At 60.8% G+C, this 16,366-nt stretch carries 16 protein-coding genes; 8 read left to right on the forward strand and 8 right to left on the reverse strand.

The features are described 5' to 3' along the window. The 6 genes from ACIPIN_RS28205 to fdhA all read left to right on the forward strand — a co-directional run. Window positions 1-377 (forward strand): FAD-dependent oxidoreductase (locus ACIPIN_RS28205; protein WP_401124643.1); only part of this gene is annotated, 377 nt, incomplete at its 5' end. 14 nt (window positions 378-391) lie between these two features. Further along, window positions 392-721, forward strand: a complete 330-nt coding sequence (locus tag ACIPIN_RS28210; RefSeq protein ID WP_123426519.1) for a sarcosine oxidase subunit delta — start codon at window positions 392-394, stop codon at window positions 719-721. Further along, the gene (locus ACIPIN_RS28215; RefSeq protein ID WP_401124644.1) at window positions 718-3,735 is read left to right on the forward strand and encodes a sarcosine oxidase subunit alpha; all 3,018 of its coding nucleotides are present in this window, start codon (window positions 718-720) and stop codon (window positions 3,733-3,735) included. Before ACIPIN_RS28210 ends, ACIPIN_RS28215 begins: the two co-directional genes overlap by 4 nt. Before the next feature lie 52 nt (window positions 3,736-3,787). Continuing rightward, entirely contained in the window at window positions 3,788-4,420 is a 633-nt protein-coding gene (locus ACIPIN_RS28220; RefSeq protein ID WP_019693990.1) for a sarcosine oxidase subunit gamma, read from the forward strand. A 189-nt stretch (window positions 4,421-4,609) separates the two neighbouring features. Next, window positions 4,610-5,467: a formyltetrahydrofolate deformylase gene (gene purU, locus ACIPIN_RS28225; protein ID WP_401124647.1), complete on the forward strand. Its 858-nt coding sequence runs from the start codon at window positions 4,610-4,612 to the stop codon at window positions 5,465-5,467. Between the two features lie 216 nt (window positions 5,468-5,683). After that, window positions 5,684-6,883 (forward strand): formaldehyde dehydrogenase, glutathione-independent, encoded by a 1,200-nt coding sequence (gene fdhA, locus ACIPIN_RS28230; RefSeq protein ID WP_262112927.1) that lies wholly within the window; start codon window positions 5,684-5,686, stop codon window positions 6,881-6,883. A gap of 118 nt (window positions 6,884-7,001) precedes the next feature. Here fdhA and ACIPIN_RS28235 read toward each other — a convergent pair whose 3' ends face one another. The 3 genes from ACIPIN_RS28235 to ACIPIN_RS28245 are packed head-to-tail and all read right to left on the reverse strand — an operon-like array spanning window position 7,002 to window position 8,953. Then, complete coding sequence (locus ACIPIN_RS28235) at window positions 7,002-7,676, reverse strand: anti-sigma factor domain-containing protein (RefSeq protein WP_401124649.1); 675 nt, start codon at window positions 7,674-7,676, stop codon at window positions 7,002-7,004. Beyond that, entirely contained in the window at window positions 7,673-8,305 is a 633-nt protein-coding gene (locus ACIPIN_RS28240) for a sigma-70 family RNA polymerase sigma factor (protein ID WP_401124650.1), read from the reverse strand. The genes ACIPIN_RS28235 and ACIPIN_RS28240 overlap by 4 nt, the downstream gene beginning before the upstream one ends. Window positions 8,306-8,359: 54 nt before the next feature. After that, the gene (locus ACIPIN_RS28245) at window positions 8,360-8,953 is read right to left on the reverse strand and encodes a fasciclin domain-containing protein (RefSeq protein WP_401124652.1); all 594 of its coding nucleotides are present in this window, start codon (window positions 8,951-8,953) and stop codon (window positions 8,360-8,362) included. A 223-nt stretch (window positions 8,954-9,176) separates the two neighbouring features. On the opposite strand from ACIPIN_RS28245, the gene ACIPIN_RS28250 reads away from it, so the two are divergent. Continuing rightward, on the forward strand, window positions 9,177-9,740 hold the full coding sequence (locus ACIPIN_RS28250; RefSeq protein ID WP_401124653.1) for a DUF2780 domain-containing protein: 564 nt from the start codon (window positions 9,177-9,179) through the stop codon (window positions 9,738-9,740). On the opposite strand, the gene ACIPIN_RS28255 is transcribed toward ACIPIN_RS28250, so the two are convergent. Further along, window positions 9,699-10,628 carry an acyltransferase gene (locus ACIPIN_RS28255; RefSeq protein ID WP_401124655.1) on the reverse strand — a complete coding sequence of 310 codons (930 nt, stop codon included), beginning with the start codon at window positions 10,626-10,628 and terminating at the stop codon, window positions 9,699-9,701. The genes ACIPIN_RS28250 and ACIPIN_RS28255 overlap by 42 nt on opposite strands. A 334-nt stretch (window positions 10,629-10,962) precedes the next feature. Between ACIPIN_RS28255 and ACIPIN_RS28260 the strand changes: the two genes are divergently transcribed. Next, window positions 10,963-11,466, forward strand: a complete 504-nt coding sequence (locus ACIPIN_RS28260; protein ID WP_401124657.1) for an ATP-dependent zinc protease — start codon at window positions 10,963-10,965, stop codon at window positions 11,464-11,466. Window positions 11,467-11,487: 21 nt separating this feature from the next. Here ACIPIN_RS28260 and ACIPIN_RS28265 read toward each other — a convergent pair whose 3' ends face one another. The 4 genes from ACIPIN_RS28265 to ACIPIN_RS28280 all read right to left on the reverse strand — a co-directional run bounded on the left by ACIPIN_RS28265 (window position 11,488) and on the right by ACIPIN_RS28280 (window position 16,118). After that, window positions 11,488-12,117 (reverse strand): glutathione S-transferase, encoded by a 630-nt coding sequence (locus ACIPIN_RS28265; protein ID WP_401124659.1) that lies wholly within the window; start codon window positions 12,115-12,117, stop codon window positions 11,488-11,490. A 218-nt stretch (window positions 12,118-12,335) separates the two neighbouring features. Then, a complete protein-coding gene (locus tag ACIPIN_RS28270; protein WP_401124660.1) occupies window positions 12,336-12,515 on the reverse strand; it encodes a hypothetical protein in 180 nt (59 codons plus the stop codon). Further along, window positions 12,512-13,642: a PepSY-associated TM helix domain-containing protein gene (locus ACIPIN_RS28275; RefSeq protein WP_401124662.1), complete on the reverse strand. Its 1,131-nt coding sequence runs from the start codon at window positions 13,640-13,642 to the stop codon at window positions 12,512-12,514. The genes ACIPIN_RS28270 and ACIPIN_RS28275 overlap by 4 nt, the downstream gene beginning before the upstream one ends. Window positions 13,643-13,712: 70 nt before the next feature. Then, window positions 13,713-16,118 (reverse strand): TonB-dependent siderophore receptor, encoded by a 2,406-nt coding sequence (locus ACIPIN_RS28280; protein ID WP_401124663.1) that lies wholly within the window; start codon window positions 16,116-16,118, stop codon window positions 13,713-13,715. Window positions 16,119-16,366: the final 248 nt, after the last annotated feature.

Genomic DNA, 16,366 nt, shown 5'->3' on the forward strand with positions numbered 1-16,366 from the left:
TGGTGATCGGCGCCGGTATCGACGGCTACAACGGCTACGGCCAGCGGGGTTCGTACCCGGTAATCGAGCACACCATCCAGGCCATCGTCGAGATGTTCCCGGTGCTGTCCCGCGTACGCATGAACCGTCAGTGGGGCGGCATCGTCGACACCACGCCGGATGCCTGCCCGATCATCTCGAAAACACCCGTGCCGAACATGTTCTTCAACTGCGGTTGGGGCACCGGTGGTTTTAAAGCGACGCCGGGCTCGGGCAACGTGTTTGCCGCAAGCCTCGCCAAGGGTGAAATGCACCCGTTGGCTGCACCATTCTCCATCGACCGTTTCCACAACGGTGCGCTGATCGACGAACACGGCGCTGCTGCAGTCGCCCACTAACAGGAGAAATCCCTATGTTGCATATCTTCTGTCCTCACTGCGGCGAGCTGCGCTCCGAAGAGGAATTCCACGCATCCGGTCAGGCGCATATCCCGCGCCCGCTTGACCCGAACACCTGCACCGATGAGGAGTGGGGCGACTACATGTTCTTCCGCGATAACCCTCGCGGGTTGCACCACGAGCTGTGGGATCACGTCGCCGGTTGCCGTCAGTACTTCAACGTCACCCGTGACACCGTGACCTACGAGATTCTCGAAACCTACAAGATCGGCACCAAGCCACAGTTCACCGACAAGACTGAAAGTCCGAAAGCGGCCGCGCAGGCTCTGGGAGCGAAGGTATGAGCCAGATCAATCGCCTGTCCAACGGTGGACGGATCGACCGCAACAAAGTCCTGAGCTTCACCTTCAACGGTCAGACCTACAAAGGCTTTGAAGGCGACTCCCTGGCCGCAGCATTGCTGGCCAACGGCGTTGACATCATCGGTCGCAGCTTCAAGTATTCGCGTCCTCGCGGGATCTTCGCCGCAGGCGCTGAAGAGCCGAACGCGGTGCTGCAGATCGGCGCGACCGAAGCCACGCAAATTCCTAACGTGCGCGCCACTCAACAGGCGCTGTACCAGGGTCTCGTCGCCACCAGCACCAACGGCTGGCCGAGCGTGAACAACGACATGATGGGGATTCTCGGCAAGGTCGGCGGCAAGCTGATGCCACCGGGTTTCTACTACAAAACCTTCATGTACCCGCAATCGTTCTGGATGACCTACGAGAAGTACATTCGTAAGGCCGCAGGTCTCGGTCGTTCGCCGACCGAAAACGATCCGGACACCTACGACTACATGAACCAGCATTGCGACGTGCTGATCGTCGGCGGTGGCCCGGCGGGTCTGGCGGCTGCCCTGGCGGCTGCGCGCAGCGGTGCCCGAGTGATTCTGGCCGATGAGCAGGAAGAGTTCGGCGGCAGCCTGCTCGATTCCCGTGAAAGCCTCGACGGCAAACCGGCCACCGAATGGGTGGCCACTGTAATCGCAGAACTCAAAGGTTTGCCGGACGTGCTGTTGTTGCCTCGTGCGACCGTCAACGGTTACCACGACCACAACTTCCTGACCATTCACGAGCGTCTCACCGATCACCTCGGCGACCGCGCACCGATTGGCCAGGTTCGTCAGCGTATTCACCGGGTTCGCGCCAAGCGCGTAGTGCTGGCGACGGGTGCTCACGAGCGTCCGCTGGTCTACGGCAACAACGACGTGCCGGGCAACATGCTGGCCGGTGCAGTCTCGACATACGTGCGCCGTTACGGCGTCGCGCCGGGCAAAAAACTGGTGCTGTCGACCAACAACGATCACGCCTACCGCGTGGCGCTGGACTGGCTCGACGCCAGCCTGCAAGTGGTGGCCATTGCCGATGCGCGGAGCAATCCTCGCGGTGCGTTGGTAGAAGAAGCGCGGGCCAAAGGCATCCGCATTCTGACCGGTAGCGCGGTGATCGAAGCACGCGGCAGCAAGCGCGTAACCGCCGCTCGCGTTGCAGCGATCGACGTCAAAGCGCACACCGTCACCAGCCCTGGCGAATGGCTTGAATGCGATCTGGTCGCCAGTTCCGGCGGCTACAGCCCGGTGGTTCACCTGGCGTCGCACTTGGGCGGCAAACCGATCTGGCGTGAAGACATCCTTGGTTTCATCCCGGGCGAAGCACCACAAAAACGCGTGTGCGTCGGCGGCATCAATGGTGTCTACAGCCTCGGCGATTCCCTCGCCGATGGTTTTGAAGGCGGCGTGCGCGCAGCCAGCGAGGCCGGCTTCAAAGTGGTCGAAGGCGTACTGCCAACAGCCCTGAGCCGTTTGGAAGAGCCGACTCTGGCGCTGTTCCAGGTGCCGCACGAAAAGAACACCGCACGTGCGCCGAAGCAATTCGTCGACCTGCAAAACGACGTCACCGCCGCCGCCATCGAACTGGCGACCCGCGAAGGCTTCGAGTCGGTCGAGCACGTCAAGCGCTACACCGCGCTGGGCTTCGGCACCGATCAGGGCAAGCTCGGCAACGTCAACGGTCTGGCCATCGCCGCCCGTTCGCTGAACGTGACCATCCCGCAGATGGGCACCACCATGTTCCGCCCGAACTACACACCGGTGACTTTCGGTGCGGTAGCCGGTCGTCACTGTGGGCACATCTTCGAGCCAGTGCGCTACACCGCGCTGCACGCCTGGCACGTGAAGAACGGCGCCGAGTTTGAAGACGTCGGTCAGTGGAAACGTCCTTGGTACTTCCCGAAAAACGGTGAAGACCTGCATGCCGCGGTGAAACGCGAATGCCTGGCCGTGCGCGAAAGCGTCGGTCTGTTGGATGCGTCGACACTCGGCAAGATCGACATTCAAGGCCCGGATGCGCGTGAGTTCCTCAACCGCGTCTACACCAACGCCTGGACCAAGCTCGACGTGGGCAAGGCTCGCTATGGCCTGATGTGTAAAGAAGACGGGATGGTTTTCGACGACGGCGTCACCGCCTGCCTCGCCGACAATCACTTCGTGATGACCACCACCACCGGCGGCGCTGCACGCGTGCTGCAATGGCTGGAAATCTATCACCAGACCGAATGGCCAGACCTGAAGGTGTACTTCACCTCGGTCACTGACCATTGGGCGACCATGACTCTGTCCGGGCCGAACAGCCGCAAGCTGCTCAGCGAAGTCACCGACATCGACCTGGACAAGGACGGCTTCCCGTTCATGACCTGGAAAGAAGGCCTGGTGGGCGGCGTGCCGGCGCGGGTGTTCCGGATCTCGTTTACCGGTGAGCTGTCGTACGAAGTCAACGTGCAGGCCGACTACGCCATGGGCGTGCTGGAAAAAATCGTCGAGGCTGGCAAGAAGTACAACCTGACGCCGTACGGCACTGAAACCATGCACGTCCTGCGGGCCGAGAAGGGTTTCATCATCGTTGGCCAGGACACTGACAGCTCGATGACCCCGGACGACCTGAACATGGGCTGGTGCGTCGGTCGCACCAAACCGTTCTCGTGGATCGGCTGGCGTGGCATGAACCGTGAAGACTGTGTGCGTGATCAGCGTAAACAGTTGGTCGGCCTCAAGCCGATCGACCCGACCAAATGGCTGCCGGAAGGTGCGCAACTGGTGTTCAACACCAAGCAAGCGATCCCGATGAGCATGGTTGGTCACGTGACCTCGAGCTACGCCCACAACTCTCTTGGCTATTCGTTTGCCATGGGTGTGGTCAAAGGCGGCTTGAAGCGCCTCGGCGAGCGCGTGTTCGCGCCGTTGGCCGACGGCAGCGTGATCGAAGCGGAAATCGTTTCTTCGGTGTTCTTCGATCCGAAAGGCGATCGCCAGAACGTGTGATACCAACGCTCGCCCCTTCGGGGGCGACGTACGAATTCAAGACAGGTGCTTTATGACCACAGCCAACGTTTACCAACAGCGCCCAACCACTGGGGCAAAGGCCGAGTCGTCGCTGCATCACGCGGGCCTGCAAAGCCTGGTGGGCAAGGGCCGAAAAAACGCCGGTGTCACCGTGCGTGAGAAAAAACTCCTGGGCCACCTGACCATTCGTGGCGATGCCCACAATCCGGCATTCGCCGCTGGCGTGCACAAGGCCCTGGGCCTGGAACTGCCAGTAGCGCTGACCGTGGTCGCCAAAGGTGAAACCAGCCTGCAATGGATGGGCCCGGACGAGTGGCTGCTGATCGTGCCGAGCGGTGAGGAATTCGCCGCCGAGAAAAAACTGCGTGAAGCCCTGGGCGATCTGCACATCTCCATCGTCAACGTCAGCGGCGGTCAGCAGATTCTCGAACTGAGCGGCCCGAAAGTCCGCGAAGTGCTGATGAAGTCCACCAGCTACGACGTGCACCCCAACAACTTCCCGGTGGGTAAAGCCGTGGGCACGGTGTTCGCCAAGTCGCAACTGGTGATCCGCCATACCGCTGAAGACACCTGGGAGCTGCTGATTCGCCGTAGCTTCTCGGATTACTGGTGGCTGTGGTTGCAGGACGCGGCGGCGGAATACGGGCTTAGCGTTCAGGCCTGATTTTGAGGCTTGCACATGTCCCGTAGCAGCTGCCGAAGGCTGCGTTCGATGGCGCAGCCGTCGCAATTCGGGCACCCCGGTTTTGATTCGGAATCGGGGACTCAGGCTTTACGACGGCTTCGCCGCCGGACGTAGCCTTCGGCAACTGCTACGAGAGCTGCGTCACCCACGAACAGGAGTCACCGCACTATGAGCCGCGCACCAGACACATGGATTTTGACCGCCGATTGCCCAAGCGTATTGGGCACGGTGGATGCGGTGACCCGTTTTCTGTTCGAACAGGGTTGCTACGTCACCGAGCACCACTCCTTCGATGATCGGCTTTCCGGCCGCTTCTTCATTCGTGTGGAATTCCGTCAGCCCGACGACTTCGACGAACAAGCGTTTCGCGCAGGTCTGGCCGAACGGACCGACGCGTTCGGCATGATTTTCGAACTGACGCCGCCGCACCACCGGCCAAAAGTGGTGATCATGGTCTCCAAGGCCGATCACTGCCTCAACGACTTGCTCTATCGCCAACGCATCGGTCAATTGTCGATGGACGTGGTGGCGGTGGTGTCCAACCACCCGGACCTCAAGCCGCTGGCCGACTGGCATGGGATTCCCTATTACCACTTCCCCCTCGACCCTAACGACAAGCCCGCGCAAGAGCGGCAAGTCTGGCAGGTGATCGAAGAGTCCGGCGCTGAACTGGTGGTGCTTGCGCGCTACATGCAAGTGCTGTCGCCGGAGCTGTGCCGCAAGCTCGATGGTAAAGCGATCAACATCCATCACTCGTTGCTGCCCGGTTTCAAAGGTGCCAAGCCGTATCACCAGGCCTACAACAAGGGCGTGAAACTGGTGGGTGCCACGGCGCACTACATCAACAACGACCTCGACGAAGGCCCGATCATCGCCCAAGGAGTGGAAGCGGTGGATCACAGCCATTACCCCGAAGACCTGATTGCCAAAGGTCGGGATATCGAAGGGCTGACGTTGGCCCGGGCGGTGGGTTATCACATTGAGCGGCGGGTTTTCCTGAACGCCAACAGAACCGTAGTTCTTTAGATTTTTGGGGCCGCTTCGCGACCCATTCGCGAGCAAGCCCGCTCCCACAGGGAAACGCGGTCAAATGTGGGAGCGGCGGTGCGACGATTCGACTTGCTCGCGAAGAGGCCCTCCCAAACAACACAAAAAACACACAGGCAATAAACCCGAGCAATCAACGCGCCGCCGATCCAGGGCGACGCGACCGCTACATAAAAACAACAGCGAGGTGAAAGCATGTCTGGTAATCGTGGTGTGGTGTATCTCGGCAATGGCAAGGTCGAAGTACAGAAAATCGACTATCCCAAAATGCAGGACCCACGCGGCAGGAAGATCGAACACGGTGTCATCCTGCGTGTGGTTTCCACCAACATCTGTGGTTCCGACCAGCACATGGTGCGCGGCCGTACCACGGCCCAAACCGGTCTGGTGCTGGGCCACGAGATCACCGGTGAAGTGATCGAGAAGGGCAGCGATGTCGAAAACCTGAAAATCGGCGACCTGGTATCCGTGCCGTTCAACGTTGCTTGCGGGCGCTGCCGTTCCTGCAAAGAGATGCACACCGGTGTCTGCCTGAGCGTTAACCCGGCGCGTCCGGGCGGTGCTTATGGTTATGTCGACATGGGCGACTGGACCGGCGGCCAGGCTGAATACGCGATGGTGCCGTACGCTGACTTCAACCTGCTGAAACTGCCGGATCGCGACCGGGCCATGGAAAAAATCCGTGACCTGACCTGCCTCTCGGACATTCTGCCGACCGGTTACCACGGCGCTGTCACCGCGGGCGTTGGTCCGGGCAGCACCGTTTACATCGCTGGCGCTGGCCCGGTGGGTCTGGCGGCGGCAGCTTCCGCGCGCCTGCTGGGCGCGGCGGTGGTGATCATCGGTGACGTCAACCCGATCCGCCTGGCTCACGCCAAGGCTCAGGGTTTCGAAATCGCCGACCTGTCGACAGACACCCCACTGCACGAACAGATCGCTGCGCTGTTGGGCGAACCGGAAGTGGATTGCGCCGTCGATGCGGTGGGCTTCGAAGCCCGTGGTCACGGCCATGACGGGGTGAAACACGAAGCACCGGCCACCGTACTCAACTCGCTGATGGGCGTGGTTCGGGTGGCGGGCAAAATCGGTATCCCTGGCCTGTACGTTACTGAAGATCCGGGCGCAGTCGATGCCGCCGCCAAAATGGGCAGCCTGAGCATCCGCTTCGGTCTGGGTTGGGCCAAATCCCACAGCTTCCACACCGGTCAGACCCCGGTGATGAAGTACAACCGCCAGCTGATGCAGGCAATCATGTGGGACCGCATCAAGATTGCCGACATCGTTGGCGTCGAAGTCATCAGCCTCGACGACGCACCACGTGGTTACGGCGAATTTGATGCCGGTGTGCCGAAGAAGTTTGTGATCGATCCGCACAAGTTGTTCAGCGCGGCGTAAGGCTTAGGGCAAGACGGAAAAAAGGGCGACAGTGATGTCGCCCTTTTTTATGGCCAAAACACCACAAAACCCCCGTAGGAGCTGCCGCAGGGTTATGCGATCTCTTGATCTCCTGCTTTCACAACCCCGCCAACGCCCCCTGATACAACACCGGCCCGGTCGGTTGTCCGGTCGGCGAACCGCCTTCAGGCTCAAGGCTGACCGCCAGTGCTATCGGTTTGCCCAGCAGCGCATGCTGTTCGTCGCTCAACGCGACCCGACCTTTACCACCGACCGGGATCACGCCTAGGGAGATCGGTTTGCCATCGGCCGGAATCGCCCACAATTCGAGGCTGTGTGCGGGGTCGACGGCGGCCAGGGTCAGTGGCTCAATTTGCAGGTAGTCGTCATGGGCCTTGATCCGCAGGGCAGGCTGCGCGCTGGCGCTGAGCAACGTTGCGCTGTACTGGGCGCTGTCGCGGTTGTAGAGAATGCCCAGCGTCATTGCCACCAGCAGCGAGCAGACCGCCACCGTCACGCGCAACCAGTTCCAGAATGGACGTTTGGCCGGCACATGTAGTTCTTGTGGCTCGATGCGGGCGTTGATGGCGCTCCACACCCGGTCGGGCACGGGCACTTCCACCAACGGTTCATTGAGTCTGGCCAGGCTTTCTTGCCACTTGGCCAGCTCAGTGCGCAGTTCGGCATCGTCCAGCAGCAGCTGTTCGAAGCGCCGACGGGCGGCGGCGGGCATCAGGCCAATGGCGTAGTCGGCGGCGAGGGCACGGCGCAGGCGTCTGTTTTGATAGTTCATGATTCAAGGCACCTGCGCAGGCGCTCCATACCGCGGCGAATCCAGGACTTGACCGAGCCCAGTGGCGCAGCCAAATGGTCGGCCAGTTCAGAGCAGGACAAACCCTGAAAGTAGGCCACGGTAATTGATTGGCGCTGCATACCGTCAAGGGTGTCCAGGCAGCGCTTCAGCGCGCTGGCTTCGCGGTCGCTGCTGAGTAACTCTTGGGCCGAGGGCGCTTCGTCGACCAGCGCCTGTTCTTCCAGTTCGCTAAGGCGCCGGTCGCGGTGTTTGCGTAACTGGTCGATGGCCTGATTACGGGTGATGTTGATCATCCAGGTCATCGGCGCCGACAAATGCGCCTGGTAACGCGAGGCGTTGTTCCAGATGCGCACGAAGCTTTCCTGCAGCACTTCTTCGGCCAGGTCGCTGCGCCCCATGAAGCGCAGCGCCACGCCGTGCAGGCGCGGTGCAACACTGCGGTAGAGCGTCTCGAATGCACGGCGGTCACCCAGTGAACATTGGGCGAGTAGCTGTCTGAGCGGTTCGGTGTCGGCGGTGGAAATGACCGTTCTCCAAGCAATCTCGGTTGGCATGCGCTGTCGGTTGCAGGCAGAGGTTAGTTCACGGTGCGCAGATGTTCCATTCACGGCGACAGACCTCAGGGCAACGCCGGCCCTGATACACAGGGCCGGCGTCAGCGCTTAGCTTTTTGGCATCAGCACTTTGTCGATGACTTGAATCACCCCGTTGGATTGGTACACGTCGTAGGTGGTGATGTCAGCGGTCGCGCCTTTTTCGTCCTTGAGGGTGATGTTGTGCGGGCCGTTCATCGTCACCCACAGCTTGCCGCCGCTGACGGTGGTGAGTTCGGCTTTACCGCCGCCGGCCTTGATCTGCTGGGCCAACGCCGCCATGTCGAGTTTCCCGGCGACCACGTGGTAGGTGAGGATGTGGCTCAGCGTGGCTTTGTTGGCGGGTTTGAGCAGGGTATCGACGGTGCCGGCGGGCAGGGCGGCGAACGCCGAGTTGACCGGTGCGAACACGGTGAACGGGCCCTTGCCCTTGAGGGTCTCGACCAGGCCGGCGGCTTTCACGGCGGCGACCAGGGTGGTGTGATCCGCCGAGTTCACGGCGTTATCGATGATGTCTTTGCTCGGCATCATGGCCTGACCGCCGACCATCACAGTGTCGTGGCTCATGTCTGCCGCTTGCACGCTGTTGAGGGCCAAACCACAGGTCACGGCCAGGCTCAGCAGGCTGGCGATCAACGGGGCTTTAATCGAAGTGCGCTTCATGGTGATTGTCCTAGTTGAGGAATCGGCCAGGAATGTCTGTCCGTGCTTGATATACGCAGCCGGGCAAACAGTGGATGCAGCGCAGGAAAAATATTTTTGAACTGGATGCAGACGGACCGGTGCGATGCACAATGGCCGGGAACAATTAGTGTCACGACCAGTCAAACGGCTGGTTTCCACCACCTGATTGCAGGTGGCTTTCAGGGTTCAGGAGTTAGTTTCGATGAAGATTTCACGCGGTTTTGCTTTGGCTTCGCTCATGACCCTGGCGACCAGTCCGGTCTTCGCCGCCGGCTTCAGCCTGAACGATGTGGCGGGTGCCGTGTCCGGCATGCAGGGCGGCGACAATACGGCTGCCGCAGCACCGACTTCACAAACCGCCGGCTTGCTGAGCGCGCTGAGTGCGCTGGACGTGACCCCGGAGCAGGCCATCGGTGGCACGGGTGCCATGCTGGGTCTGGCGAAGAACCAGTTGAGCTCGACCGATTATTCACAGTTGACCAAAGACGCGCCGGGGCTGGGCATGCTGTCGGGTAACGGTGGTCTGGGTATGCTTGGCGGACTGCTCGGTGGCTCGTCCGGCAACTCGTCGCCCCTGGACAGCGCCTTGGGCAACCTGGACAACGTGAAGAACACCAATGACCTGAACAGCGCCTTCAGCGCGCTGGGCATGGACGGCGGCATGATCGGTCAGTTTGCCCCGATCCTTCTGCAATACCTCGGTCAGCAAGGTGTTGGCGGTTCGCTACTCAATAGCCTCGGCGGGATCTGGGGCGCCGGCGGCTGATTCAGCCCGCTCGGCGCGCAAGGCGTCGATGCGTGAGTCTTTCTCGGTCCAGAGCTGGTTGACCCAGTTCTGGACGCTCTGGCGAAACGCCGGATCATTTTCGTAATCGCCCTGCCACAACGCAGGATCCAGCTCACGGGTCTTGATGTCGATGATCACCCGCGGCACCGCGCCGCTGATCAAATCCCAGAAACCCGGAATCTTCGCCTGTGGATAAACCACGGTCACATCGAGCACCGCATCCAGCTGTTCACCCAACGCCGCCAGGACAAACGCCACGCCGCCCGCCTTGGGCTTGAGCAAATGCTTGAACGGCGATTGTTGTTCGGTGCGTTTGGCCGGTGTGAAGCGAGTGCCCTCCAGGTAATTGACCACGCTCACCGACTGGCGCTTGAACAGTTCGCAGGCGGCTTTGGTGATCTCCAGATCCTTGCCGTGCAACTCCGGGTGCCGGGCCAGAAAGGCTTTGCTGTAGCGTTTCATGAACGGGTAATCCAGCGCCCACCAGGCCAGGCCCAGAAACGGCACCCAGATCAGCTGTTTTTTCAGGAAGAACTTGAAGAACGGCGTGCGTCGGTTGAGGGTCTGGATCAGCGCCGGGATATCGACCCAGGACAGGTGATTGCTGATCACCAGATACGAGGTGTCAACCCGCAGGTCTTCGCCGCCGCGAATGTCCCATTGTGTCGGGATGCACAGGGCGAAAATCAGCTTGTCGATCTCGGCCCAGGTCTCGGCGATCCACATCACCGCAGCGCTGGCGTAATCACGAAAACGCCCGGGCAGGAGCAGCTTGAGCAGGGCAAACACCATCAGCGGGCCGAACAGGACCAAGGTGTTGAGTAAGAGCAGCAAGGTGACGAAACAGCCGGTGAGCAGGCGGCGCATAAATAACTCTTGAAAGCATTTGGGCGCGCAATGATAAGCAGCTTCGGCCCAGAGGCCAAATCGGTGACGACGAATGTTTCACCTTTGCAGCGATATTCTTTCGGCGTATTGCGGTCACCTGTGGCGAGGGAGCTTGCTCCCGCTGGGCTGCGAAGCGGCCCCAAAACCATGCACCGAGATTTCTCAGATAGACCGCATCAGCCGGTATTACGACTGCTGCGCAGCCGAGCGGGAGCAAGCTCCCTCGCCACAGAGGCGGTGCTCTAACTTACGGTGCTTTTCGCGGTCTAGAATTCAGCGTCAACGCTCATTATTTCTCAAGGGAATCCATTACGTGAAATCCATCCTCGCATTGTTATCCCTTCTGGCCCTGCCGGTCATGGCTGCCGAGCCGACTCTTTATGGCCGTTACGAATACATCAAGCTGCCGGAAATCGGTGGCCAGGTCCTCAAGGCCAAGATGGACACCGGTGCGCTGACGGCGTCCCTGTCGGCCACGGACATCGAAACCTTCACCCGCGATGGCGAAGACTGGGTGCGCTTCCGCCTGGGCACCAAGGATGCGAGCAACAAGGTTTTCGAACACAAGATCTCGCGGATCAGCAAAATCAAAAGCCGCGCCGACGAAGACGACGAGAAGAACGTGGCCGACGTTGCCAAGCGTCCGGTGATTGACCTGGAACTGTGCCTGGGCAGCATCAAGCGCACGGTCGAGGTCAACCTGACCGACCGCAGCAGTTTCAATTACCCGCTGCTGATCGGTGCCAAGGCATTACGTGAATTTGGTGCGGCGGTGAACCCGGCCAGACGCTTTGTCGCGGATAAGCCTGACTGCTGATTTCAGCGACTACCGGCAGATTCAAACCGGTGGCTGAGTCGCGAGCATCGATGGCCGCAGGCTTACCTCGGTAAACCAGGCGCTGAGCTGCGGATGGGTCTTGCGCCATTCCAGGTCCGGGTGACGGAAGTCCAGATAACCGAGGGCGCAGGCAACGCTGACGGCCGCGACGTCAAAATGGCTGGTCAGCTCGGCGATGGCGTCGGTTTCCAGCACCGTCAAGGCACGGCGGATCTTCTCGCGCTGGGCGTCGAGCCATTGGTCCCAGTGCTTCTCCGGGGCGCGCAGGGCGAGTTCGTAACGAATCATCACCGAGGCGTCCATGATCCCGTCGGCCAGCGCGGCCAGGGTCAGGCGCCGCCAGCGTGCCGAGCCTTCGCGAGGGATCAGCGGGTTGCCGACATGTTGCTGGTCGAGGTAATCGAGGATCACCCGGCTGTCGTACAACACGTTGCCGTCGGCCAGGCGCAGCGCCGGAATCTTGCCCAGCGGGTTGTCCTGGTTCAACGCGGCGTCGGGGCTGACCGGGGTCAGTTGGCTGTGTTGCAGCGCCACGCGGTCCAGTTGACCGGTTTCATGCAGCAGCACCATCACTTTGCGCACGTAAGGCGAGGCAGGGTTGTGGAACAAGGTCATGCTGGGGGCGGACATGGACATTCCTCGGCGGTATTCAGGGAACATGGGCAAGAGTTCTAGCCTAGTAAGTTCCGGCGCGGCTGGCGAGGGGTTTGATGGCCCCATGAAATCGCCATCGCGAGCAAGCTCGCTCCCACATTGGATTTGGGGGTGTGTCTGAGATTTGTGTGCTGACACATATCCTTGTGGGAGCGAGCTTGCTCGCGATGGGGCCAGTTCAGGCTCCAAAAATTTCAGCTCCGTTTCAACAACCCCCGCACCCCAATCATCGCCGGCACACCCAACCCGATCCAGCTCAACCCATCCCAGACCCCATCCCCCAGCAGCGCAGCAAACAATCCCGCAGCGCTGAGCAGGGCGATGACAATCGGAATCTCGAAGACTTTCCAGAAGTTCGACTGTCTGGGCCTCATGCTGCGGTCTCCGCTTGCACGGCTGCCGGTTTCGCCGCTTTGCGCCGCACCACCCACAGGTACACGCCGCTGGCGAGCACGATAATGGTCAGCACATCCAGCGCGGCCCAGAGGATTTTCATCGGCATGCCGCCGTAATCGCCGAAGTGCAGCGGTTGCGACATGCCCATCGCGTCCATGTACCACGGCCGTTCGGCGATGGCAGTGACTTGCAGCGTACTGGCGTCGATCAGTACCGGGGTCAGCAAGTGCGAAGTCAGGTGGGTGCTGCCTTTCATGAACACCGCGTAGTGGTGTTCGCTGGAAAACCGCGTACCGGGGAAGGCAATGAAGTCTGGTTGCATCTCCGGAGCCGCGTGTTCGGCAATCTCGATCAAGCGGCTGGCTGGTGCCAGTTGGATCAGCGGCGGCGCACCGCGATAAGGTTCGATCATTGTGCTCAGGCTGTCGTTGCGCCACGCGGCGATGATCAGGTCGGCGCAGGCGCTGATCACCCCGGTTACCCCCACCACCAGTGCCCAGGTCAGGGTCACCACACCAATCAGGTTGTGCAAGTCGAGCCAGCGCAGACGGGTGGATTTGTCCGTGCGCACTGTGGCGAACTCAAGCCGGCGCATGAATGGCAAGTACAGCACCGTCCCGGAAACAATCGCCACCACGAACAGAATCCCCATGAATGCCAGCAGCAGTTTGCCCGGCAACCCGGCGAACATATCGACGTGCAGGCGCAGCATGAACAGCATCAGCCCACCGTTGGCCGACGGGACTTCCAGCGCATCGCCAGTGCGGGCGTCGAGCATGAAGGTGTGTGACGAGTTAGGCTCGGTGCCGGCGGTCTTGGCCATGATCGCGATCACGCCATTGCTGTCGTCTTTGTCCCAGGCCAGGTATTGCATGACTTCACCGGGGCGATGATTCTCGGCCATGAGCACCAGCTGCTGTAAATCCAGTTGCGGGGTGCCGGCCGGCAGGTGCTTGAGCTCGGGCGCATCGCCCAGCAGGTGATCGATTTCGTGATGAAAGATCAGCGGCAGGCCGGTCAGCGCCAGCATCAATAAGAACACGGTGCAGATCAGGCTGGTCCAGGTGTGGACGCAGGACCAGCGGCGGATGGTTTTGCTTTTCATGAATCATCCAGATGCAAAAGGGCCGCGGCTGTACTGTGACCCTTGTTTTGACGCGATGGCGGTTAGCCGATTACCACTTGTAGTTGACCGCAGCGACGACGTTGCGCTCGTCGCCGTAGTAGCACCAGGTGCCGTCGCAAGTGGACAGGTAGTCCTTGTTGAAGAGGTTCCTGGCGGTCACTTCAACCGAAACACCGGCCAGCGCCGGGCTCACGCGGCTCAGGTCGTAATGCACGGCGGCGTCGTACACGGTGTACGAGCCGACGTGGCCGTTCGCAGTATTCGCCGTGTTGCCATAGGTGTCGCCGACGTAACGCACACCGACGCCCATGCCAAAGCCGTCGAGCACACCCGCGCGCCAGGTGTAGTCAGACCACAACGAGGCTTGGTTGCGCGGCACCAGTTTCATCCGGTTGCCCTTGTCGTCACCCTTGAGGATTTCGGTGTCGGTGTAAGTGTAGGAACCCACCAGTTTCAGGTTATCGGTGACTTCGGAAGTCGCCTCCAGCTCGATACCACGGACCTTCAGTTCACCGATCTGGCTGGTGACGTTGTTCTGCGAGACGGAAACATTCTCCTGGCGCAGGTCAAACGCCGCAGCGGTCAGCAGGGTTCTGCTGCCCGGTGGCTGGTACTTAACGCCGACTTCGGTCTGCTTGCCTTTGGTCGGTTTGAACGACTCGGTGGAACTGGCGCTGGCGCCGGCAGACGGTTGGAACGACTCGGTGTAGGAAATGTACGGCGCGATTCCGGAGTCGAACACATAACTCAGGCCGGCGTTGCCACTGAAGGCCTTGTCGCGCTGGGTGTTGGTCGCGTCCGCCTGGTTGAAGAAGGTGGTGCCGGTGTGAATCCAGTCTTCACGACCACCGAGGGTCAGGCGCCATTTATCCAGAGCGATCTGGTCCTGGGCGTAGAGGCCGGTCTGGTTGGTTTTCTGGTTGTAGTTGTAGAAGGTGTTGAACTTCACGCTGGAGAAGTCCTGACCGTAGATCGGCCGGATCACATTGCTGTCCGGCGCGTTGCCTTCAAGCCATTTGTAGTGGGTGTCGGTGCGCTGGTGGTCAAGTCCCAGCAGTACGGTGTGGCTGAGGGCACCGGTCTGGAAGTCGGCCTGGAAGTTGTTGTCCACGGCGATCTGGCTGATGTCTTCGTTCACCCGGTCGACCAGACGCTTGAGCGCTCCATCCGCTGCGACGACATCACCGAACGAGGCGTAGGCCTGCTGGAAGGCCAGTTCGCTTTTGGTGTAACGCAGGTTTTGCTTGAACTGCCACACATCGTTGAGACGGTGATCGAACGCGTAGCCCAGCGCGTAGTAGGTGCGGTCGTAGTAGTCCGAATCCGGGTCGCCGAGGTTTTTGTGGTGGGAAATCTTGCCAGCCGGCGAATCCAGTTTGGTGCCTTGCAGCGGCAGGAACTGACCGCTGACGCCGGTATCGTCGCGGGTGAACTGCGACAGCAGGGTCAGGTCCGTGTCGTCATCGATGTTCCAGGTCAGGCTGGGGGCGATGTTGTAGCGCTTGTCATCGATATGGTCGACCGGCAAACCGCTGTCACGGATAACACCGTCGACGCGGTACAAAAACCGGCCTTCGTCGTCGATTTTTCCGGTGCTGTCGAAGCTGATCTGCTTACGATTGTTGCTGCCAACTTCAGCACGAGCTTCGTGGCTGGCGAAGGCTTCCGGGCGCCGGCTGACCATGTCGAGCATGCCGCCTGGCGGGGTCTGGCCGTAGACCGAGGAAGCCGGGCCGCGCAGCAGGGTGATGCGGTCCAGGTTCCAGGTTTCAGCCTTTGGGTTGGCGTAGGAACCTCTTGGCAGTGGCAGGCCGTCGAGGAACTGGGTCGGCTCGAAGCCACGCACCCGCAGCCAGTCGGCGCGCGAGTCGCTGCCGTAGCTGCTGGCGATCACGCCCGGCATGTAGCGCACGGCGTCGTCGAGGTTCTGCACGCCGCGATCTTCCATTTGTGCGCGGGTGATCACCGACATCGAACGCGGTGCTTCGACAATCGCGGTGTCGGTCTTGGTGCCGGCAGCGGTGCGGGTGGTGACGTAGCCGTCGACCGGGCCCCAGGCGCTTTCGGTGTTTTCCTGGCCGATGATGCTGGTTTCTGGCAGTGCAACCATGCCATCCGGGATCGCTACGAGGCTGAAGGTGCCAGCGCTGCTTTGCTCCAGTTGCAGACCGGTACCGCGCAAGGCTTCACGCAGGGCGGTGGCAGCGTCGAACTGGCCCTTGACCGGGGCCGAGGTCTTACCGGCGGCCAGCGACGGATTCAGGCTCAACGCAAGGCCAGCCTGGCTGGCGATCTGGTTCAGGATGTTGGCCAATGGCGCGGCCGGCAGGTTGTAAGCACGAACATTGGACGCCTGTTCGGCAGCGATCAGTGCGGTGCTGGTCAGCGGAGCGCTAAGGACAATGGCCACGGCCAACAGGCTGGGGCGCAACAAGGTGTCTAGCGAGCGGGACATACGGCGGCTCCTGAATGGAAATATTTCTCAATTGCCTAGGTGCCGTATGAGATTTGAAAAGTGATAGGGTCGGGTGAAAATTATTTCGAATCAGGGGGCGGGGGGCGAAAAGATCGCAGCCTGCGGCAGCTCCTACGGGATGTACGATGTTTCTTTGCGTAGATACCGTCTTGAGCCTCACCGGGCAAGCGCAAGTTTCGGGTCAAAGGGTTGACCCGACTTGAGCACGCCGTAAACGAAGTGCAACA

It is taken from the genome of Pseudomonas sp. NPDC087697, assembly GCF_044743155.1.
Lineage (GTDB): Bacteria > Pseudomonadota > Gammaproteobacteria > Pseudomonadales > Pseudomonadaceae > Aquipseudomonas.

Coding starts and splice junctions, on each gene's coding strand:
- ACIPIN_RS28210 (WP_123426519.1), top strand. CDS start 392: ATGTTGCATATCTTCTGTCCTCACTGCGGCGAGCTGCGCTCCGAAGAG.
- ACIPIN_RS28215 (WP_401124644.1), top strand. CDS start 718: ATGAGCCAGATCAATCGCCTGTCCAACGGTGGACGGATCGACCGCAAC.
- ACIPIN_RS28220 (WP_019693990.1), top strand. CDS start 3,788: ATGACCACAGCCAACGTTTACCAACAGCGCCCAACCACTGGGGCAAAG.
- purU (WP_401124647.1), top strand. CDS start 4,610: ATGAGCCGCGCACCAGACACATGGATTTTGACCGCCGATTGCCCAAGC.
- fdhA (WP_262112927.1), top strand. CDS start 5,684: ATGTCTGGTAATCGTGGTGTGGTGTATCTCGGCAATGGCAAGGTCGAA.
- ACIPIN_RS28235 (WP_401124649.1), bottom strand. CDS start 7,676: ATGAACTATCAAAACAGACGCCTGCGCCGTGCCCTCGCCGCCGACTAC.
- ACIPIN_RS28245 (WP_401124652.1), bottom strand. CDS start 8,953: ATGAAGCGCACTTCGATTAAAGCCCCGTTGATCGCCAGCCTGCTGAGC.
- ACIPIN_RS28250 (WP_401124653.1), top strand. CDS start 9,177: ATGAAGATTTCACGCGGTTTTGCTTTGGCTTCGCTCATGACCCTGGCG.
- ACIPIN_RS28255 (WP_401124655.1), bottom strand. CDS start 10,628: ATGCGCCGCCTGCTCACCGGCTGTTTCGTCACCTTGCTGCTCTTACTC.
- ACIPIN_RS28265 (WP_401124659.1), bottom strand. CDS start 12,117: ATGTCCGCCCCCAGCATGACCTTGTTCCACAACCCTGCCTCGCCTTAC.
- ACIPIN_RS28270 (WP_401124660.1), bottom strand. CDS start 12,515: ATGAGGCCCAGACAGTCGAACTTCTGGAAAGTCTTCGAGATTCCGATT.
- ACIPIN_RS28275 (WP_401124662.1), bottom strand. CDS start 13,642: ATGAAAAGCAAAACCATCCGCCGCTGGTCCTGCGTCCACACCTGGACC.
- ACIPIN_RS28280 (WP_401124663.1), bottom strand. CDS start 16,118: ATGTCCCGCTCGCTAGACACCTTGTTGCGCCCCAGCCTGTTGGCCGTG.